Genomic DNA, 18,664 nt, shown 5'->3' on the forward strand with positions numbered 1-18,664 from the left:
AAGTTCACCCCCTCACTACTTCACCAGTTATTGCAGCTGCCGACGATAGAGCTGGATCGTATTCTCCAGGCCCAGGTACAGCGCGTCGCAGACCAAGGCGTGCCCAATGCTGACTTCGGCTAGGCCTGGGAGGTTCTGGTGCAGATACGCCAAGTTCTCCAGGTCGAGGTCGTGGCCGGCGTTGATGCCAAGGCCGAGCTGCTGGGCTAGGATAGCCGCGGTGCGGTAGGGGAGGGCGGCTGCCTCCCGGTCGTGGGGATACTGGCGGGCGTAGGCTTCGGTGTAGAACTCAATTCGGTCGGTGCCGGTACCTACGGCGGCCTTCACCATCTCCAAATCGGGGTCGAGGAAGATACTCACCCGACAGCCCAACGACTTCAGTTCCTGCACCACGCCCATCAGATACAACTGGTGCTCCACGGTGTCCCAGCCGGCATTCGAGGTAATGGCGTCGGGGGCATCGGGTACCAGCGTTACTTGCTCGGGCCGCACTTCGCGCACCAGGTTCAGAAAATCGGGGGTGGGGTTGCCTTCGATGTTCAGCTCCGTTGTGACGATGGGTTTCAAGTCGCGCACATCTTGGTAGCGGATGTGGCGCTCATCGGGCCGCGGGTGCACCGTAATGCCCTGGGCGCCAAACCGCTCACAGTCGCGCGCTACTTGCAGCAAGTCGGGGCGATTGTGGCCGCGTGCATTCCGTAGGGTGGCTATTTTATTTATGTTTACGCTAAGCTTGGTCATCTCTAAGTTAGTTCGTCCTGGCGGTTCTCGGTAAGGAGCCAAAGATACAACTACAAGCTAGGCTCCCTGTTTTCTTCGCTGCTCTCATGGCTCTTCCAATAGCTTCCCGTCTTCGCCCTATACTACTGTTTTGCGTTCTGGTTGTGCTGGTGCTCGGAATCGAGTACCTGATTATCCAGCGGCCCGATTTCAGTGCTCGGCCGGCGCTATCGGCAGCGGTTACCTTCGACTTGCTGGTATGGCCGCCCGTGTTATTCTACGCTTTTATCGTGCGCCGCTACCGGTTGCCTCTCACATCGGTAGGAGCAGTTTTTGCGGCTATGTTAGCGTTGGGCTTCTATCTGATTCCGGTGGCGCAGCAGCAATATTTGCGTGGTGCCAAGCACGTGCTACCGCTGTTGGAAGCTGCTACCCTCTTACTGCTGCTATTGAACATCCGTCGGCTGCGGCTAGCTTATCTTGCTGCTCAACCTACTACCCCGGACATCACCGCTAACTTTTCGGCGGCTTTTGTTGCCGTTTTCAATCGGCCGATGGAGGCGCTGGTATTCGAGGCTAGCTTGTGGTATCATGCTTTCTTGAGCTGGAAAAGCATGCCCCGACAACTGGTTGGACAGCAAGCCTTCAGCGGGCATAAGCAATCCGGATTTGTGGCGTTGCTGCTTGCTTTTGCTGCTTTGTCGGTAGTGGAAACGGTAGCTGTCCATTTCCTATTGGTGCGCTGGAGCACCGGGGTAGCATGGGTTGCACTACTCTTGAACTTGTACACGGTGGTCGGCTTGATCGGGCACATGCGGGCCGTGTTGCTTTGTCCACCTGTGGTGCTTACGGTTTCCGGGCAACTGTTGCTGCGCGCTGGGTTGGTGTGGCGGATGGTGGCTCCGGTTGCTAGCCTAACAGCAGTGCAATGTGTTGCCGATGCGCCGCCCGCTACTGCCGGCCTCTTAAACCTAGCTAAGCCGTTGCTGACGCCTCCTAACCTCTTGCTGACATTCGTTGCAGCAATGCCAGTAGCGGGCCCCTACGGATTACAGCGCAAAGCGCAGCAAGTGGCAGTGTATGTTGACAACCCTGCTTCCTGTTACGCTACGCTGATAAAGGCGGCACCCAATGCATCGGGCAAAAACCCGTAATCTTGCAGCTTCATTTCCTCCCTGACTTATGGCTCTGAAAGAAACCATCGACGCCGATATCAAAAAGGCCATGCTGGCCAAAGATAAAACCCGCCTCACCACGCTGCGCAGCATCAAGTCGCAGATTCTACTGGCTGAAACGGCCGAAGGCCAGCACGGTGCGGCTCTCACCGAAGACGCCGAAATGAAGCTGCTGACCAAGCAAGCCAAGCAGCGCCGCGAAGCCGCCGAAACCTACAACAAGCAGTTTCGCTCCGACCTGGAGGAAGTGGAGCTGGCCGAGCTAGCCATCATCGAAGAATACCTGCCCCAGCAGATGGACGAAGCTGACCTGGTAGCGCACTTGGTAGGCATCATCCAGCGTGTAGGCGCCACCGGCCCCTCCGACTTAGGCAAAGTAATGGGCGTAGCTGCTCGTGAGCTTGCCGGCAAAGCCGATGGGCGCCTGATTTCACAAGTGGTTGGCAACCTGCTCAATAACACGAATGTTTGATTGAGAGGCTAAGAGGTGCAAGGCAGAAGCTAGCATATGCTGTGTGTCTTCTGCTGGCTTCTACCTCTTAGCTTCTAGCTCCTTCCTATGTCCGCTTTTGATATCCTATTGCTAATCCCGCTGGGCATTGGGGCCGTGAAAGGCTTCCGGCGGGGCTTGGTGCTGGAAGCGGCGTCGTTGCTAGCGTTTGTGCTGGGCGTAGTAGGTGGGTTGGCTTTGCTCAACGATGCTATTCCGCTGGTACGGCACTATGTGGGCGAGGCCTTCGGGCTACTGCCGCTGGTGGCATTTCTGCTGGTATTTGTGGCTATTGCCTGGGGCGTACACTTACTGGGCAGCTTCGTGAAAAAAGCAGTGCATCTCACCCCGCTCGGCGTACTCGACAACCTGGGTGGGGCGGCGGCTGGCGTACTCAAGTGGGTGCTTGGGCTCAGCTTACTGCTGCACGGCATCGGCTTATCGGGACTACATCTGATTTCGCCTACGTTGGTAGCTAGCTCCCAAGTGCTGCCCTTTGTGCGCGAGGCTACCCCGCTGGCGCTGAGCGTCGTTGGTTTCGTGATGCCCTTTGCCAGTACCTTGCTTGCCAAGCTGCGGACTGTTTTTTAAAGAGTAATTAAGCTACTCTCCCTGTGCGCCTACTGCTGCTCGACAACTTCGACTCTTTTACTTACAACCTGCTGGACTACTTCCGGCAGCTGGGGTGCGAGGTGCAGGTTGTGCGTAACGATGTACCGGTAGCTTCTCTCGAAGCTTTGCAGTTTGATGCGCTGGTGTTGTCGCCGGGGCCCGGCACGCCCGCGGCAGCCGGCAATCTGCTGGCGGTTATTGCGGCCTGGTACCAGCGGGTTCCCATGCTGGGCGTATGCTTGGGACATCAGGCTCTTGGTGAATTTTTTGGGGCTACCGTTGCTCGCGCTACGCGCCCGATGCACGGCAAAGTTTCAAACATGAGCGTGGTGCCAACTGAGCCCCTATTTTGGGAATTGCCGCCGCATTTGGCCGTTACGCGGTATCACTCGTTGGTGGTAAGCAATTTACCGCCCACGCTTCGCGCCGTAGCCCATACCACCGACGAAGCGTGCGAAATCATGGCCCTGCGCCATACTACTTTGCCTTTGTGGGGCGTTCAGTTCCACCCGGAAGCCCTGCTCACCACCCACGGCTTGGCCATACTGCGCAATTGGGTTCGGTATTGTATACTTGTAGAGGGCTCCGCAAAAGAAGTGGAGGCCGTTACTCCGAGGTAAGCCAGCCGAAGCCAGTTTGCAGCCAATCTAGTTTTTACGCAGCAGTAGTAAGGCCAGCTACTCCGTACGTACATCTTACTACGCAAGAAGATGGAATTACATATTCAAGAAAAAGGAGAGTTTCAGTTCGTTGATGAAGGCAATGGCCCGGTGCTGCTGCTGCTGCACGGCTTGTTTGGGGCCCTCAGCAACTGGCAGGACGTAGTAGGCCATTTCCGTACCGACTACCGCGTTATCATTCCGCTGCTACCCATCTACGATATGCCACTCACGCAGGCTGGCGTGCCAGGGCTGGTGAAATACGTGGAAGGGTTTGTGGCCGCCATCAACCTGACCGAAGCCTGCACGGTGCTTGGCAATTCACTGGGTGGGCACGTTGGCCTAGAGTATACCTTGCGCAACCCTACCCGAGTTAGCCGGCTGGTGCTTACAGGCAGCAGCGGCTTGTTTGAGGACGGCATGGGCGGCTCGTTTCCGAAGCGTGGCAACTATTCCTACGTGCAGGAAAAAGTGGCTTACACGTTCTACGACCCTTCCGTGGCCACCAAAGAATTAGTTGACGAGGTGTTCACCGTCACGAATTCCAATGCCAAGTGTCTGCGCATTATTGCCATTGCTCGCTCGGCTCAGCGCCACAACCTTGGCAAGGAGTTAGGGCGCATTGATGTGCCTACGCTGCTGGTATGGGGCCTCAACGACACCATTACGCCGCCAGTAGTAGCCCACGAATTCAACAGCTTGATCAAGAATTCGGAACTGCGTTTTCTCGACCATTGCTGCCACGCTCCCATGATGGAGCGTCCTAACGAGTTCAACATGCTACTCCGGCAGTTTTTGCAGCGTACTGAGCCGTTAACGGCAATGGCTGGTTGAAATCAGGTTAAGTTGCTGCGGTGCCAAGTAAATCGGTACTTTCATTGCAAGCAACCTCGCCTGCCAAACATGGCTCTTTCACTTGCTAGGTGTTGGACTTCGGCTAGTTGAAAACTTTTTCACTACTCTTCGACTTTTTAGGTTTCGAATTTTCTGCTCGCTTCGTATCTCATGGTGGCATACCGTATCGGTGGGTCTGGTTTCCTTGCTATTTTGATCTGAATAGGCGGCTCAGCCGTCATCTTCTCTACTTTCCCTTTCCCGCCGATGCACTCAATGCTTGCTGAAGACTTGCTCAACCAAATGATTCCGCCCCTGAAAGTGTCGGATACCGTGGGGAAAGCGGCCAAATGGCTGGAAGAATTCCATGTAAACCAGTTACCTGTGCTCGACAACCGTGCCTACAAGGGTTTGGTTACGGATGCTGATTTGCTTGACTTCGAAGAAGCCGCGAACAGTAACCAACTGCTGAGCGACTTAGCTCTGGGCTATGAAGAAGCGCATGTGCTGAACAGCCAGCATTTCTACAGCATCATGGAAGTTGCCATCCAAAATAAAATTCAGTTGGTACCCGTGCTCGACGCGCAGCATGAGTATGTAGGCGTAGTGACCGTAAGCGATACATTAGCCGCTTTCGGACAGCCGCCAATTGCTGTTGGTCAGGGAGCGGTTATCGTTATGTCGATGGAAGAGCGAGACTATTCGCTATCAGCCATTAGCCGCTACATCGAGGAAAATAACGCCAAAATCCTGAGTGCCCATGTTGCCCAGGACGAGCACGACCCGTACCGCATCCGGTTGACGCTGAAGGTGAACACGCCCACACTTACCCGGATTGTAGCTACGCTCGAACGATTTGGTTACGTCATTACGGCACAGTTCAACGGCGTAGGCGAGCTGGGCGAAAACGAGCAAGAGCGCTACGACGCCTTGCTGCGTTACTTAAGCCTGTAAGCCGAGCCAAGAGTGCGCCTACGAGCCTTTTTAGCCTGGATAACGTTCTTCTGCGCTGCCAGCGCAGTTCGGGCCAATACAATCCCTACCAGCATCCCACCTGATTCGGTGGCTCAGGCTTTACTGGCTTGTCCAGGCTATAGCAGTGTTCGTGTTGTCTCGCTGTTATTCGTGGGCAATGAAAAAACCAAAGAACAAATACTGCGAGCTGAACTGGACTTTCAGGAGGGCGACACGCTTAACGCTACCAAGTTGGCTCGCCGCATTGAGCTAAACCGCCGCCGCATTTTCAATTTACAGCTCTTCCATCAAGTACTAGTGGAGGTGGTGTGTCGCAACGGCGACTTAACTGTTTTGTTTAGTGTGCAGGAACGTTGGTACACCTTTCCAGTACCCATCCTCTCCATTGCCGACCGCAACTTCCGCGCTTGGGCCGACCGATCCGACAAGTGGCGGCGGGTGGACTACGGCTTGCATTTAACGCGCAAAAACTTTCGGGGCCGTAACGAAGAACTGCGTGGTAATCTACAGTTGGGTTTCAACCGCAAGTATGAGTTGTTTTACGAAGCTCCTGGTTATGGCCGACGTCGGCGGGTGGGGGTAGGCTTTGGTGTTTCCTATTACAAAGCCCGCGCCCTCGATTATGCCACCGTAGATGACCGTCTGGCTACTTTCAGGCCACAAAATGGATTTCCAATTGAGCGGCGCTACGTTACGGCTGGGCTGCGCTGGCGCCGGACAGTCCGCCTGCTTACCGCCTTCGATGTGAGCTATCACCGGGAGCTAATTTCCGACTCTGTGAATTTGCTCAACCCCGACTACTACCTAGGACGCACCACCCGCGAATACCTGGATTTTAGTTTGTTCGGGGTTCTAAACCAGCGCAATACTTTTGCATACCCACTAACGGGCCGCTACGCTCAGGCACAAGTGGTATATCGTCGTTTTCTGACCAATGGTTCACCTCCGCAGGTTTCGCTTAAGGCCCGATATGCGCACTACGCTTCGCTCGGTGGCAACTTTTACTATAGTGCCGCCACACAGGGGCAGTTACGGTTTAGCCGCCGCTTATCTTATGCCGATAACCGAGCCCTGGGCTACGATGCATTGGTGCGCGGCTATGACCCCTACGTTGTTGACGGCCGTCACTACATACTGCTACAGCAAGGTGTTTCGTATCGGCTCTTTGATGCTGGCCGTCTCCAACTTCAAGAAATTGATAATCCTAAGATCAATAGTATTCCACTGATATTGTACTTGAATACCTTTACTGATGCCGGTTACGTAAGCACCCCTTCAGTGGTGGCCGGCAACCAGCTGCCCGAGCGTCTTTTGGCGTCGATTGGGGTAGGCTTACACTTGGTTACGTATTACGACCGGGTATTTACGCTTGAATATACGCGCAACATACGGGGCCAGGGTGGGTTTTTTCTGCGCTCCGAGTTTCCCATCTGACTTACTGCCTACCTCTAGTAGGTTAACGTTCTGTTATGAAAATCGCCATTCTAGGAAAGCCTTTCGATGATGCCAGCCTGCCGTTTATACAGGCTTTGCTGGATGATCTAGTAAAGCGCCAGACCACCATTTTGCTGGCCACAGCCTTCCATGAGTATCTGCTGCACCGCCTCACCTTACCAGCCAACGTTACCACATTCGGCCGCGGCGACTCGCTACGTGGCGTGCAGTTCGTGCTCAGCATCGGCGGCGACGGTACCCTACTTGATACTGTCACGTACGTAGGTGCTCTTGAAATTCCTATTTTGGGTATTCATACTGGGCGTCTCGGCTTCTTAGCTACCGTCACACCTGACCGTATTGCACAAGCCATGGACGCATTGTTCAAGGGGCATTTTGTGCTAGAAGAGCGAAGCCTGATTCGAGTGGAAACTGATCCGGAGGTTTTCGATGGTATTAACTTCGGTCTTAACGAATTCAGTATTCTGAAGCGTGATACTTCTTCCATGATCGTAGTGCACACCTACATCGACGGGGAGTATCTGAATTCTTACTGGGCTGATGGACTTGTAGTGGCCACGCCAACCGGCTCTACTGGCTACTCGTTGAGCTGTGGCGGTCCGGTTATGCTGCCGCAGACAAACAATTTTATCATTGCGCCCGTATGTCCCCACAATCTTAACGTGCGGCCCATCATCGTCTCGGATCAAAGCGTAATTTCTTTCGAGATAGAGGGGCGAAGCAACCAGTTTCTACTGTCGCTGGACTCCCGTTCTGTGGCCGTTGATGCGGGGGTGCAGATTGCCGTTCGTCGAGAGAGTTTCGCCGTTCGCTTAGTAAAATTCAATCACGTTAATTTCTTGAGTACCTTACGCAGTAAGCTTAATTGGGGCTTAGATCGGCGTAATCCGGCTGGAATTCCAGTATAGCAGATATACTTTTTCTGCTATTCCTTTTTTTAGTTCCCGACATCTTCTACTTTTGTTGCTGACTGTTACTGTGTTTGTTCTGTAAGGTCACCTCCTTTCGCTATTTCTCAAATCCTGCTCATTATGAAGCAATTTTTCACCTACGCTCTCACGCCGCTATTGGCCATAGGGTTGTTGGCCCCTGCGGCGAATGCTCAGCAATTCACCAAGCGGAAGCAGTACAATTCTGTTGGTGTGACGCTGACAGCTATGAACTATTTCGGTGACATTACTCCTAAGCCCAGCATTCCTAGCTTACGTTTCGGTGCCACCCGACCTAATTTAGGCGTAACCATTACGCACCGCTTCACGCCTATTATCTCTGGTCGCGCTGGCTTAAGCTACGGCCGTATCACAGGCAGCGACGCAAAATCAGCTGATCAAAACGATTCAGATGCTAAGTATCGTTACAACCGCAACATGAACTTCCGCAACGATATAGCGGAACTGTCGGTGGTAGGTATCGTCGATCTAATTCCGAACAGGAACAACTATATAAAGCGTCCTGACTTTGTACCTTACGTATTTGGCGGTGTAGCAGGGTATGCCGGCAACCCAAAAGGTGAGAATGCCAGCGGTACTTTCGTAGCTCTACAGCCCTTAAAAACTGAAGGTAAGTCATATAATAAAGCAGGTATTGCAATACCATTTGGTGCAGGAGCTCGTTATAAGCTTAATAAGAGCTTCGACCTAGGTTTTGAAGTTGGCTTCCGCAAAACATTTAACGATTATCTTGACGACGTTAGCACCAACTATACGGATGATGCTAACCTAACTTCCGATGCTGCTAAGTACTTCGGACGTGGTATCACAAAAAGTCGGACAGGAGAATTTACTGGTTTTGACGGTGCTGGTATCAAACGCGGTGAAAGCAAGGATGATGACTGGTACGTACAAGCTGGTTTCACGCTTAACTATATCTTAGCGCCTCGCGTTAAGAGCCCCAAATTCCGCTAGCCAGTTTCAGCTGGTTGGTGTTCACTCACAATCAGTCTGATGACCAAAGCAATTCTTTTTAAAACACTCCTTGTTTGCTCCGTGCAGACAGGGAGTATTTTTTTTGCCCAATCGGCTAGTGCCCAATACACTAGCGAAGTCGGTTTAGGCCTAGGTGGATTGGTTTACAAAGGTGAACTGTCGCCAGGGTATCAGTTCAAGAATAACCGGCCCGCCATTACAGCCTTCTACCGTCGGGATATTTCGGCACCAATCACTTTGCGTGGTGCTTTCACGGCAGGACTACTTCGGGCCGACGATGGTAACGTAGAAGGAGCAACTAATGCGGTGGCACCTTTGCCAGCGTACCGGCAGGCCAACATGAAGGGTAGCCTGTATGAAGTTTCGGCTGTAGCGGAATATAATTTCTTCGATTATCATTATCGTAAAGCCAAAATTCACTTCACGCCTTACGTGTTCGTAGGAGTTGCTGGATTTTTGTCTAGCACCACCACGGCCACTAATAATGCTGCTCTACCTGCTTTAAACCAGAAAGGTACAATGGTTGGCTTGGCAGTACCAGCCGGGTTTGGGTTCAAGTATGCATTGTCGAACCGGTGGAACCTGGGTTTAGAAGCCGGAGCGCGCAAAGTCTTCAGCGATCAACTCGACCATATAGACGGAAAAACTCAGGGGCAGACAGACATTGTAGGAAATCCGCACGATAAAGACTGGTATTTCTTCAATGGCATTAGTATTTCCTACACTTTCTATAAAATCAATTGCCCGCCTCAATACAAAAGCAATCCTAGGTTATTGCAATAGCTAGGAGCTTAGACGAATTGGAATGCAACCATTTGCGTAACTTGCAGCCTCTTTACGCAAAAAGCATCCATGACCATTCGGTCCGAAATTGACCCGCAAAATATTCCTTCTCACGTAGCTGTGATAATGGACGGTAATGGCCGCTGGGCCAAGCAGAAGGGCGGCCTCCGTATCTTCGGCCACCAGAGCGCCATTACCGCTGTGCGTGATACCGTAGAAGCTGCCGCCGAAATGGGAGTGCGCTACCTTACGCTTTATGCCTTCTCCACCGAAAACTGGTCGAGGCCGGCACACGAGGTGACGGCGTTAATGCAATTGCTGGTACATACCATCCGCAAGGAAACCCCTACACTATTGAAGAATAGTGTGCGTTTACAGTCCATTGGACAAATTGACAGTTTGCCTGCTTCCTGTCAGCGTGAATTGTCGGAGGCCATAGAGCTTACCAAACATTGTTCGCGCATGACGCTGGTATTGGCGCTCAGCTATAGCGGCCGTTGGGACCTAACTCAGGCTGCCCGCCGTTTGGCAGCCGATGTAGCGGCTGGCAAGTTACGGGCTGAAGATGTACAGGAGTCGACCATCGGCGGGTATTTGGCTACGGCTGGCATCCCCGATCCTGAACTCCTGATTCGGACAAGTGGTGAGCAGCGAATTAGCAACTTTTTGCTCTGGCAACTGGCTTACACTGAATTATATATCACCGAATTGCTGTGGCCCGATTTTCGGCGCGCCCATTTTGAGGAGGCTGTGCGGGCATATCAACGCCGAGAGCGGCGTTTTGGAAAGACGAGTGAGCAGCTAACCGTTTCGTAAGGTTTCGACAACAGAATGAATTTATTTTTGCAGACGCTGGGCCGCATGGCCGTAGTACTTACGTTAAGTTCGGTAGCACCGCTGACTGTGTTGGCACAGACCGCTCCCGCTACTGGCGACGAAACCAAGCGCTACGAACTAGGAGGGATTACGGTTAGCGGTGCTCGCTACCTTGATAGCAATACTCTTATTGGCTTGACAGGGTTGCGCGTCGGCGACCCTATTTCTATCCCTGGCGAAGAGATAGGCAAAGCCATTCGTAAGGTTTGGGACCAAGGAATCCTGGGCGATGTGAGCGTATCCATCACTCGCATTGATGGCAACCGGATTTTCTTGGATTTCAATTTGAAAGAACGTCCACGGCTTTCAAAATTCGAGTTCGAAGGCATCAGCAAGGGTCAAGCTGACGATCTAAAAAACAAAATCAAGCTGATTCGCGGGAAAGTAGTTACCGATGCTCTGTTGAGCAATACCAAGACACAGGTGCGGAAGTTCTACACTAACAAAGGCTTCCTCGACACCAAGGTGAACATTGTGCAGGTGCCGGACTCAAGCCTGTCTAACAGTGTGGTGCTGAAAATCAATGTAGATAAGGGAGGCAAAAGCAAAATCCGCGAAATTGCTTTCGAAGGTAACGAGGCATTTACGGACAGCAAGCTGAAAGGTAAGTTCAAGAAAACCAAGGAAAAGAAGTTTCCTAAACTCTTGAACTCCGGTAAATTTCAGCGCTCCGAGTTTGAAGATGATAAGACAAAGCTTATCGATTTCTACAACTCACAAGGCTACCGCGACGCAATAGTATTATCTGATACATTGGAGCGGGTGGGTGATGCGCTGAAACTAAAAATTCGGCTAGACGAAGGGCCAAAATACTACTTCCGCAATATATCATGGGCCGGCAACTACCTGTACGACGATAAAACGCTGGCCTCGGTACTAGGTATCAAGGAAGGTAGCGTATATAGCAAGGAAACGCTGGATAAACGCCTGAACTACAATCCCACCGGACAGGATATAACTTCGCTCTATATGAACGACGGGTACCTGTTCTTTTCTATCGACCCGGTAGAAACTAAGGTAGAAGGCGACTCAATCGATATTGAGATGCGCATCACCGAAGGGGTGCAGGCGCGCATCAAAGAGATAAACATTGCCGGCAACACCAAAACCACCGACCATGTGATTCGGCGGGAATTGCGGACGCTGCCTGGCGACAAGTTCAACCGAGAGCTTCTCATCCGCTCGCAGCGTGAAATCTCTACGCTAGGTTACTTCGACCCTGAAAAAGTGGGTATGGTACCAGTGCCTAACCAAGCCGACGGCACGGTGGACATCAACTATACGGTAGTTGAGAAGCCCTCCGACCAGATTACGCTTTCGGGTGGCTGGGGTGGCTATGCTGGTTTTATTGGTACAGTAGGTTTGGTATTCAATAACTTTTCGCTGCGTAAGGCCAAAGACTTCCGTAACTGGACGCCCGTACCAGCTGGTGACGGGCAGCGCATTGCCCTCAACGTGCAGGCCAACGGCTTGCAGTACCAGGCATACTCGTTCTCGTTTACAGAGCCATGGCTAGGTGGCCGCAAGCCTAACTCATTCTCGTTTAGTCTGAACCGGAGTATCAACCGTCTGACTTACGGCAATACTTTTGATATTCGCAATGGTGCTTTCATTAAGAGTAATACGGCATCTATCAGCTTAGGCCGCCGGTTACGCTGGCCTGATGACTACTTTACGCTGAGTAACTCTTTGGGTGTCACGCAGTACGAAACCAAAGATTATCAGCTGTTCGAGAATTTCCAGAACGGTAAGGCTACTAACATCACGCTGAACACCACACTGGCGCGGAACAGCATCGACAACCCGACCTACACACGGCGAGGCTCTTCGTTGGCGTTGAGCGTAAGCCTGACGCCACCTTATTCCGCTATTAAGGGTGCACATCCTAATAGCAATGAGTGGGTTGAATTTCACAAGTGGATGTTCGATGCCTCGTGGTTTACCCCTATCGTGGGCAAGCTGGTATTGAACACACGGGCGCACTTTGGCTTTATTGGCACTTACAACAGCAGCCGTCAGATTGGGCCGTTTGAACGGTTTAAGTTGGGTGGTTCAGGTTTGGCCGCCGGAGGGAGCCAGAATTTCGCGGTAGGTACCGAGTTTATCGGCTTGCGCGGATATGCTGACCCCAACGATGCTAATGCTATACCAACGGCTCAGCAGTACCAGAACGGCGGGGTGGTGTACAACAAGTATGTAATGGAAATGCGTTATCCGGTGTCGCTGAACCCGGCGGCTACGGTTTATGTTCTGAGCTTCGCGGAGGCAGGTAATGCCTTCAACAGCTATACCAACTACAACCCCTACAAACTGTATCGTTCGGCAGGGGTAGGTGCCCGAATTTTCATGTCGGCATTTGGTTTGCTAGGCTTTGACTTTGGTAGGGCCTTCGACACCGTTCCGCGTAACAATACCAACGCATCGACGGCGCAGGACCGCAACCAGTTCCACTTCATCATCGGTCAGCAGATCCGCTAACTACGGCAGGTGCGGGCCGGCTTTACTCTTTCACTTGCTGCTATGAAAAAAGTAATTTCCATCCTGGCTACGTTGTCGGTGATGCTTTGTACGGCCCAATCGGTAGTGGCTCAGAAATTCGGTTACGTAGATTCTGAGTATATCATGGGTAAAATGCCCGCGTATGCGCAGGCCCAGACCGAGTTAAACAACCTGTCGCAGACCTGGCAGAAGGAAATCGAAACCCAGAAGAAAGACTTGGACAAGCTATATCGGACGTACCAAGCCGAAGAAGTCCTGCTGACTGAGCCGATGAAAAAGAAGCGGCAGGATGAAATCTTGAAGAAGGAACAAGACACAAAAGCCTATCAGAACAAAATCTTTGGGTACGAAGGGCAGTTGTTCAAAAAGCGCCAGGAGCTGACCAAGCCGGTGCAGGACCAAGTGTTTGAAGCCATTGAAAAAGTGGCTAAGAAGAAGCAGTTGGCTATTGTATTCGACAAATCCGGTGACCTGACTATGCTGTATACCAACCCAGTGCATGATTACACGGAATTTGTATTGGAAGAATTGGGTTTAGCATCTGAAGACCGAAACCAAACTGCTCAGAAAGGCAGCGTGAAAACGGTAGCCACGCCTAAAACTCCGGCCGGTGACGCTATACAGGCCGACGAAGACAAAGCAGGGGCAGCCCCTACTTCTCGGCCATCAACTCGTCCGGCAAGCCGAAAAAACTAACTTTGCAATATAACCCTCTCAGACGTTTCCCTTTTAATGACCATCATGAACATGTTCCGCGTTGCATTGGCTGCGGCCGCCCTTACTTTTTCGTCGGCCTCAGTTGCGCTAGCGCAGGCTCCCACTACCGCTGCAGCCGCCGCACCCGCTGCTAGTGGTCCGCTCAAAATTGGGTATACCAGCGTTGAGTACGTACTGAGCCAGATGCCTGAGAGCCGCCAGATTGAAACTGACCTGAAAGCTTACAGCACCCAGCTGGAAAACCAATTGAAAAGCAAATACGCCGAGTACCAAACCAAAGCTGAGGCGTATCAAAAGGGTGCCGCTACCATGACTGACGTGGTGAAAGCCGACAAAGAGAAGGAACTGACTACCATGCAGCAGTCCATTCAGGAGTTTCAACGCACTGCTGATCAGAACCTCCAGCAGAAGCAGCAGACGTTGTTGAAGCCTGCCTTGGATAAGCTTCAGAAGACCATCGATGCCGTATCAGTAGAGAACGGCTACACCTACGTGCTGAACTCGGACGGTGCCAGCCCAGTGCTGTTGCACGGCCCCAAGGAAGGCGATATTTCAGATTTGATTCTGAAGAAAATGGGCGTAACGCCAGGTGCTGCTCCAGCGGCTGTTGCTCCAAAGGTAAATACCCCAGTTACGCCGGCTGTTAACACTTCTGCTACCAAGACGAAAACCAAGACCAAGAAGTAAGGCTTTTCAGCCTGCTACTTAAGCCAGACAAGCCGGGACTTCGTGTCTCGGCTTTCTTGTTTAGTAGCGACCCAATATTACAAGTGCTTATGATTGACCCTGACTTATTGAATGACGAGTTGCTGCCATCGGTGCCGCTGGTACCAACCGATAATGACGAAGAGTCGGAGGTAGGCGACGAGTTGTATGAGCACCATCGTATTATGGTAAGCCGCAAGCAGGATTTACTGCGGCTTGATAAGTACCTGATGCGTCAGCTGCCGCATAGCTCGCGCACTAAAATTCAGAATGCCATTCTGGCCGAAGCGGTGCAGGTGAACGAGCGGCCGGCTAAGTCCAGCTACCGGATCAAACCCGGCGACTTGATAACCATCACGCTGCCTGAGCCGCCCATTGACTTCCGGGTGCTGCCCGAGCCCATGGACCTCGATATTCGCTACGAAGACGAGGCGCTATTGATGGTGAATAAGCCGGCGGGCATGGTCGTACACCCGGCTTTCGGTAATTGGCACGGAACCTTGGTGAATGGCCTTACGCATCACCTCAATAACTTACCCACTGGTCGCAACGGCGAAATTCGCCCTGGCCTCGTGCACCGCATCGATAAGGACACGTCGGGCTTATTGGTTATCGGCAAGACCGAGTACGCCATGACGCATCTGTCGCAGCAGTTCTTTCACCACACCATTGAGCGGACGTATCTGGCTCTGGTATGGGGCATCCCGAAGGAAACGCAGGGTACTATCCGCAGCAACATTGGGCGAAGCGTGAAGGACCGCAAAGTGCAGGCTGTGTACCCACTCAATGGAGAAGATGGGAAATCGGCCGTTACACACTACAAGGTGCTGCGTACTTTTGGGCATGTAGCCTTGGTGCAGTGTAATCTAGAAACGGGCCGTACACACCAAATTCGGGTGCATATGAAACACATTGGGCACCCTTTGTTCTCCGATGCTACGTACGGCGGCAATAAAGTGCTGTATGGCCAACGTACCGGTGCTTACAAAGCCTTCGTTGATACGGCATTTGAACTTATGCCCCGGCAGGCGCTGCATGCTAAGTCCCTTGGGTTTACGCATCCGGTAACTGGGGAACAGATGCAGTTTGAAGTGGAGCTACCCACCGATTTTGCTTCGGTACTGGCTCATTGGGAACAGTACGCTAGTTGATACAGATGCCAAAGAAAAAGCCCCTGTTGCAAGTGCAACAGGGGCTTTTCTTGTGAAGAAGCAGTTTGTATTACTTCTTTGGAGCTGCTTTCGAAGTCGATTTAGTAGCAGGCGCTTTCATCGATGCCATTACTTTCTTCGCGTTGGCATTCTCTGGGTCCAGTGCTAGTACTTGCTCGTAGTAAGGAGCAGCGGCGGTTTTATCGCCTTTAGCATAATAGTAGTAGCCCAGATACTCGTTGGCTTCTACAAGGCCATCCTTATACTTAGCCGGATCAGCCTTCGCCATTTCGATATATTTCTCGTAGTGCGGCTTAGCTAAACCCTGCTTGGAATCCGGGTCCATGAAGTAGTTGGCTTTAGCGCGCATCAAGTAGCCAGGTACGTACGTTGGGCGAGCAATCAATACAGCGTTATAGAGGCTGTCCGCCTTATCGTACTGCTTGTTGCCACCATATGCTACCGCCAAACGAATCTGGTCAGTTAGCTCAGGCGTACCAGATGATTTCATCTTGGCCTGGTATGCGGCAATAGCTGCTGGATAGTTTTTAGACAGCATATAGCCTTGTGCTAGCTCATTCTGTAATTCAGAAGCTTTCTTCGGGTCTTTGGCAATAGCAGTTTTGAGTGCAGCTTCGCCTTCCTGAGCCCGACCAGCTTTCGAAAGCATCTTACCGTAGTACACATAGTCTTCGGTGATGAGCTTGTCAGCTGGCTGAAGCTTCATGTACTTCTCCATAGCCGTTACGGCCTCTGGGTTCTTGCCGTTTTCAAACAAGGTGTAAGCCAGCAAGCGGTTCATGGTTACGTTGTTGGGGTCACGAGCCAACACTTTCTCCACTTCCACCTGTGCTTCCGGATACTTCTTGGTCAGGAACAAGAACGAAGCGTACTTAGCATCAGTGCCCGGCGACTTCTCTGCCACTCCCTGATACTTCTGGAAGGTAGCCAGTGCGTCGTCGTACTTGCCAGCGTAGAAATACGTTTCTGCCAGTGCATTGTAAGCAGGAGCGTAGTTAGGGTCGAGCTGAATTGCTTTCTCGAACGAAGTTTTGGCATCGTTGTAGTTACGAGCCCGCACGTTCAACTCCCCTTTGCGGTAGTTAGCTAGTGCGCTGTTAGGATCAGCCAGCAAAGCACGCTCGTAGCTGTTCATTGCCTCACCGCCACCCTGATCCGACTGACCATAGATATCGCCACGGGCAATCATTAGTGCTGGGTCATCCTTGCCTTTAGCAAGCTTTTCGGCCGCAGTTACATAAGTCAACGCTTTAGCATTGTCGGCTTTGATGTCCGACTCGCCATACGCTTGAGCAATCATCGTGTACACTTTTGCGTCTTTGCCTTTGCTGGCTTTCACAGCGGCATCGAACTGTGTTTGAGCGCCTGCTTGGTCACCTTTGGCAAGAGCAGCACGGCCAGCGGCCACTAAGCTCATTGGGTTTTTAGGGTCAGCAGGAACACGGCTAAAGTAATAAGCTGCCGAGTCGGGCATGTCCCGCTTCTGATAGAGACGACCCAATTCGAATGAAGATTCGGCAGATTGACCTTGACGCAAGAGCGCAGCCCGGGCTTCGCTGTAACGCTCCAGTTCAATAGCCTTTTGAGGATTCTGAGCGTAAGCGGCAGAGCCGGAAACTGACAAGGCAACGAGGAACGAGATATTCCAGGGCTTGAAGTTCATGGGTAATTGGTTTGGTGAAAAGAGGTGTGTAAAAAGTACTCGGTCGGACTTACTTCTTCGAGGTATTCACGATTCTAGTTTGTCCGGTAGCCGGCATCAGTCCTGATTTAAGGACAATCAGTTGGCCTTTTGTTCCTGCTACAAAGGATGCAAAACCGGTGCCAAGACCGGCGCGTCCTTCGCGGCTGATAATGTACACTTCCCGCCGTAACGGATACTTCTTCAGCGCCAAATACGCCTGGAAAGGTTGGTAATAGTCGTCCGCAGACTTCGGACTAGCTTCGGCACTGATGCCAGCTATTGTTACCCGCTTTAAAAAGCGCTGTACAGCAGCATCGTCCCGGTCACTAATCCAATTGGCTCCAACTATTCCAATGGCGTTCGGATGAGTTGCAACGTAATCTAGTAGCGCTGGGTTCGATTTTGCCGCAAACACTCGCTTCGACAAGGCTGCTCCACGGGTAATGGAGTCTTGTACGTAGCGGGTAGTGCTAGAGCGGTTAGCATCAAAAACCACGTCAATCTGGCCTGATTTGCCTTTTCCGCTTATCTCTTTCCAATCAGCCTTCTTCCCCGAAAAAATATCACTCAACTGTGCCATAGTCAGCAGAGAGTCGGGGTTGGAGGGGTGTAGAATAATAGCTAAACCGTCGGTGGCTATATGCGTGGTGCGAGGAATAAGCATCTGCTTTTCCAGCACGCTTTTCTCGTTGGCATTGAGAGGCCGAGCTAAAACTACAGCGCGCACTTTATCAGTAAGAATATCCTGAGCGACATCGTTTTCGGGCTTATAAGCGGCCGTTACGTGTGCATAGGTGTACAACTGTTGAAACGTATCAATATGCGACTTAAGGATGGGAGCAAACGTTTCATCAACGCTGATATTGATACGGCCTGTAGTGGAGGTATCGTCGTCGGGCCCTGCCGCATTGGGGTCTCGGTTGCAGGCGGCAGTGCTCAGGAGCGCACCAGCAACGGTTAAGCCGAGAGAAAGGAACCGCAGATTGACAGGAAATTTAGTCATGTTGAGAGTCAACGTTTCGGAAATGCTGCTGGTAAGTACGGACAAATCTAATAATTCCGTAAAATACGAATATACCACCTAGTATCCGGCGGTTTGGAACGGAGAGATTAAAGATGATAGGAGGGGCAAACCACAAAAACACTCCTAACCCAATGTATGTGAGCGTCATGATCAGCAAAAAGTAGCGCATGAAGCCCTGGGAAGAGTTGCCTCGTGCCGACAAACGCTCTTCGGTGGTAGGACGGTTAATCATAGAAGTTGGAAGCAACGAAGAAAAAGTACATGTATTGCTTATAACACGAAACATTCAGCCCCAGGTTCGCCTAAACGCTTCCAAAGCCAAGTTATTGCCACAAGAAAAGCTGAAAAGCGCTTGATTC

The 18,664-nt window shown here is 51.8% G+C and carries 18 protein-coding genes; 15 read left to right on the top strand and 3 right to left on the bottom strand.

Annotation, left to right across the window (positions count from 1 at the left end):
* Positions 1-27 precede the first annotated feature (27 nt).
* Positions 28-741 (bottom strand): pyridoxine 5'-phosphate synthase, encoded by a 714-nt coding sequence (locus tag G536_RS0120035; protein WP_022825390.1) that lies wholly within the window; start codon positions 739-741, stop codon positions 28-30.
* Positions 742-827: 86 nt separating this feature from the next.
* Between G536_RS0120035 and G536_RS0120040 the strand changes: the two genes are divergently transcribed.
* From G536_RS0120040 to G536_RS0120110, 15 genes are all read left to right on the top strand, one after another.
* Positions 828-1,874, top strand: coding sequence for a hypothetical protein (locus G536_RS0120040; RefSeq protein WP_157530800.1), 1,047 nt, complete (start codon positions 828-830; stop codon positions 1,872-1,874).
* Positions 1,875-1,902: 28 nt separating this feature from the next.
* Positions 1,903-2,367 carry a GatB/YqeY domain-containing protein gene (locus G536_RS0120045; RefSeq protein ID WP_022825392.1) on the top strand — a complete coding sequence of 155 codons (465 nt, stop codon included), beginning with the start codon at positions 1,903-1,905 and terminating at the stop codon, positions 2,365-2,367.
* 87 nt (positions 2,368-2,454) lie between these two features.
* A complete protein-coding gene (locus tag G536_RS0120050) occupies positions 2,455-2,976 on the top strand; it encodes a CvpA family protein (RefSeq protein ID WP_022825393.1) in 522 nt (173 codons plus the stop codon).
* A gap of 23 nt (positions 2,977-2,999) precedes the next feature.
* The gene (locus G536_RS29070; protein WP_022825394.1) at positions 3,000-3,617 is read left to right on the top strand and encodes an anthranilate synthase component II; all 618 of its coding nucleotides are present in this window, start codon (positions 3,000-3,002) and stop codon (positions 3,615-3,617) included.
* A 90-nt stretch (positions 3,618-3,707) separates the two neighbouring features.
* On the top strand, positions 3,708-4,490 hold the full coding sequence (locus G536_RS0120060) for an alpha/beta fold hydrolase (RefSeq protein ID WP_022825395.1): 783 nt from the start codon (positions 3,708-3,710) through the stop codon (positions 4,488-4,490).
* A 276-nt stretch (positions 4,491-4,766) separates the two neighbouring features.
* Entirely contained in the window at positions 4,767-5,444 is a 678-nt protein-coding gene (locus G536_RS0120065) for a CBS domain-containing protein (protein WP_022825396.1), read from the top strand.
* Between the two features lie 108 nt (positions 5,445-5,552).
* Positions 5,553-6,899 carry a POTRA domain-containing protein gene (locus G536_RS29075; RefSeq protein WP_342664771.1) on the top strand — a complete coding sequence of 449 codons (1,347 nt, stop codon included), beginning with the start codon at positions 5,553-5,555 and terminating at the stop codon, positions 6,897-6,899.
* A 35-nt stretch (positions 6,900-6,934) separates the two neighbouring features.
* Complete coding sequence (locus G536_RS0120075) at positions 6,935-7,828, top strand: NAD kinase (protein ID WP_022825398.1); 894 nt, start codon at positions 6,935-6,937, stop codon at positions 7,826-7,828.
* A gap of 123 nt (positions 7,829-7,951) precedes the next feature.
* On the top strand, positions 7,952-8,824 hold the full coding sequence (locus G536_RS0120080; RefSeq protein ID WP_022825399.1) for a DUF6089 family protein: 873 nt from the start codon (positions 7,952-7,954) through the stop codon (positions 8,822-8,824).
* Positions 8,825-8,863: 39 nt separating this feature from the next.
* The gene (gene porG, locus G536_RS0120085) at positions 8,864-9,628 is read left to right on the top strand and encodes a type IX secretion system protein PorG (RefSeq protein WP_022825400.1); all 765 of its coding nucleotides are present in this window, start codon (positions 8,864-8,866) and stop codon (positions 9,626-9,628) included.
* Between the two features lie 75 nt (positions 9,629-9,703).
* Positions 9,704-10,444, top strand: coding sequence for an undecaprenyl pyrophosphate synthase (locus G536_RS0120090; protein ID WP_026880414.1), 741 nt, complete (start codon positions 9,704-9,706; stop codon positions 10,442-10,444).
* Between the two features lie 15 nt (positions 10,445-10,459).
* Positions 10,460-12,982, top strand: a complete 2,523-nt coding sequence (bamA, locus tag G536_RS0120095) for an outer membrane protein assembly factor BamA (protein ID WP_022825402.1) — start codon at positions 10,460-10,462, stop codon at positions 12,980-12,982.
* Between the two features lie 42 nt (positions 12,983-13,024).
* Positions 13,025-13,699 (top strand): OmpH/Skp family outer membrane protein, encoded by a 675-nt coding sequence (locus G536_RS0120100; protein ID WP_022825403.1) that lies wholly within the window; start codon positions 13,025-13,027, stop codon positions 13,697-13,699.
* Positions 13,700-13,735: 36 nt separating this feature from the next.
* Positions 13,736-14,407: an OmpH/Skp family outer membrane protein gene (locus G536_RS29080; RefSeq protein WP_022825404.1), complete on the top strand. Its 672-nt coding sequence runs from the start codon at positions 13,736-13,738 to the stop codon at positions 14,405-14,407.
* A gap of 89 nt (positions 14,408-14,496) precedes the next feature.
* Positions 14,497-15,576, top strand: coding sequence for an RluA family pseudouridine synthase (locus tag G536_RS0120110; protein WP_022825405.1), 1,080 nt, complete (start codon positions 14,497-14,499; stop codon positions 15,574-15,576).
* A 70-nt stretch (positions 15,577-15,646) separates the two neighbouring features.
* Here G536_RS0120110 and G536_RS0120115 read toward each other — a convergent pair whose 3' ends face one another.
* Together G536_RS0120115 and G536_RS0120120 are read right to left on the bottom strand one after the other, a co-directional pair.
* Positions 15,647-17,098, bottom strand: a complete 1,452-nt coding sequence (locus tag G536_RS0120115; protein ID WP_169515131.1) for a tetratricopeptide repeat protein — start codon at positions 17,096-17,098, stop codon at positions 15,647-15,649.
* Positions 17,099-17,309: 211 nt separating this feature from the next.
* Entirely contained in the window at positions 17,310-18,329 is a 1,020-nt protein-coding gene (locus G536_RS0120120) for a PstS family phosphate ABC transporter substrate-binding protein (RefSeq protein ID WP_245575864.1), read from the bottom strand.
* Positions 18,330-18,664: the final 335 nt, after the last annotated feature.

Origin of the sequence: Hymenobacter norwichensis DSM 15439 (assembly GCF_000420705.1) — a bacterium.
In the GTDB taxonomy this organism is placed as follows: Bacteria; Bacteroidota; Bacteroidia; order Cytophagales; family Hymenobacteraceae; genus Hymenobacter; species Hymenobacter norwichensis.

What these genes read in the sequence shown, in the direction of transcription:
- G536_RS0120035 (WP_022825390.1), bottom strand. Translation starts at nt 741, where the DNA reads ATGACCAAGCTTAGCGTAAACATAAATAAAATAGCCACCCTACGGAAT.
- G536_RS0120040 (WP_157530800.1), top strand. Translation starts at nt 828, where the DNA reads ATGGCTCTTCCAATAGCTTCCCGTCTTCGCCCTATACTACTGTTTTGC.
- G536_RS0120045 (WP_022825392.1), top strand. Translation starts at nt 1,903, where the DNA reads ATGGCTCTGAAAGAAACCATCGACGCCGATATCAAAAAGGCCATGCTG.
- G536_RS0120050 (WP_022825393.1), top strand. Translation starts at nt 2,455, where the DNA reads ATGTCCGCTTTTGATATCCTATTGCTAATCCCGCTGGGCATTGGGGCC.
- G536_RS0120060 (WP_022825395.1), top strand. Translation starts at nt 3,708, where the DNA reads ATGGAATTACATATTCAAGAAAAAGGAGAGTTTCAGTTCGTTGATGAA.
- G536_RS0120065 (WP_022825396.1), top strand. Translation starts at nt 4,767, where the DNA reads ATGCTTGCTGAAGACTTGCTCAACCAAATGATTCCGCCCCTGAAAGTG.
- G536_RS0120075 (WP_022825398.1), top strand. Translation starts at nt 6,935, where the DNA reads ATGAAAATCGCCATTCTAGGAAAGCCTTTCGATGATGCCAGCCTGCCG.
- G536_RS0120080 (WP_022825399.1), top strand. Translation starts at nt 7,952, where the DNA reads ATGAAGCAATTTTTCACCTACGCTCTCACGCCGCTATTGGCCATAGGG.
- porG (WP_022825400.1), top strand. Translation starts at nt 8,864, where the DNA reads ATGACCAAAGCAATTCTTTTTAAAACACTCCTTGTTTGCTCCGTGCAG.
- bamA (WP_022825402.1), top strand. Translation starts at nt 10,460, where the DNA reads ATGAATTTATTTTTGCAGACGCTGGGCCGCATGGCCGTAGTACTTACG.
- G536_RS0120100 (WP_022825403.1), top strand. Translation starts at nt 13,025, where the DNA reads ATGAAAAAAGTAATTTCCATCCTGGCTACGTTGTCGGTGATGCTTTGT.
- G536_RS29080 (WP_022825404.1), top strand. Translation starts at nt 13,736, where the DNA reads ATGACCATCATGAACATGTTCCGCGTTGCATTGGCTGCGGCCGCCCTT.
- G536_RS0120110 (WP_022825405.1), top strand. Translation starts at nt 14,497, where the DNA reads ATGATTGACCCTGACTTATTGAATGACGAGTTGCTGCCATCGGTGCCG.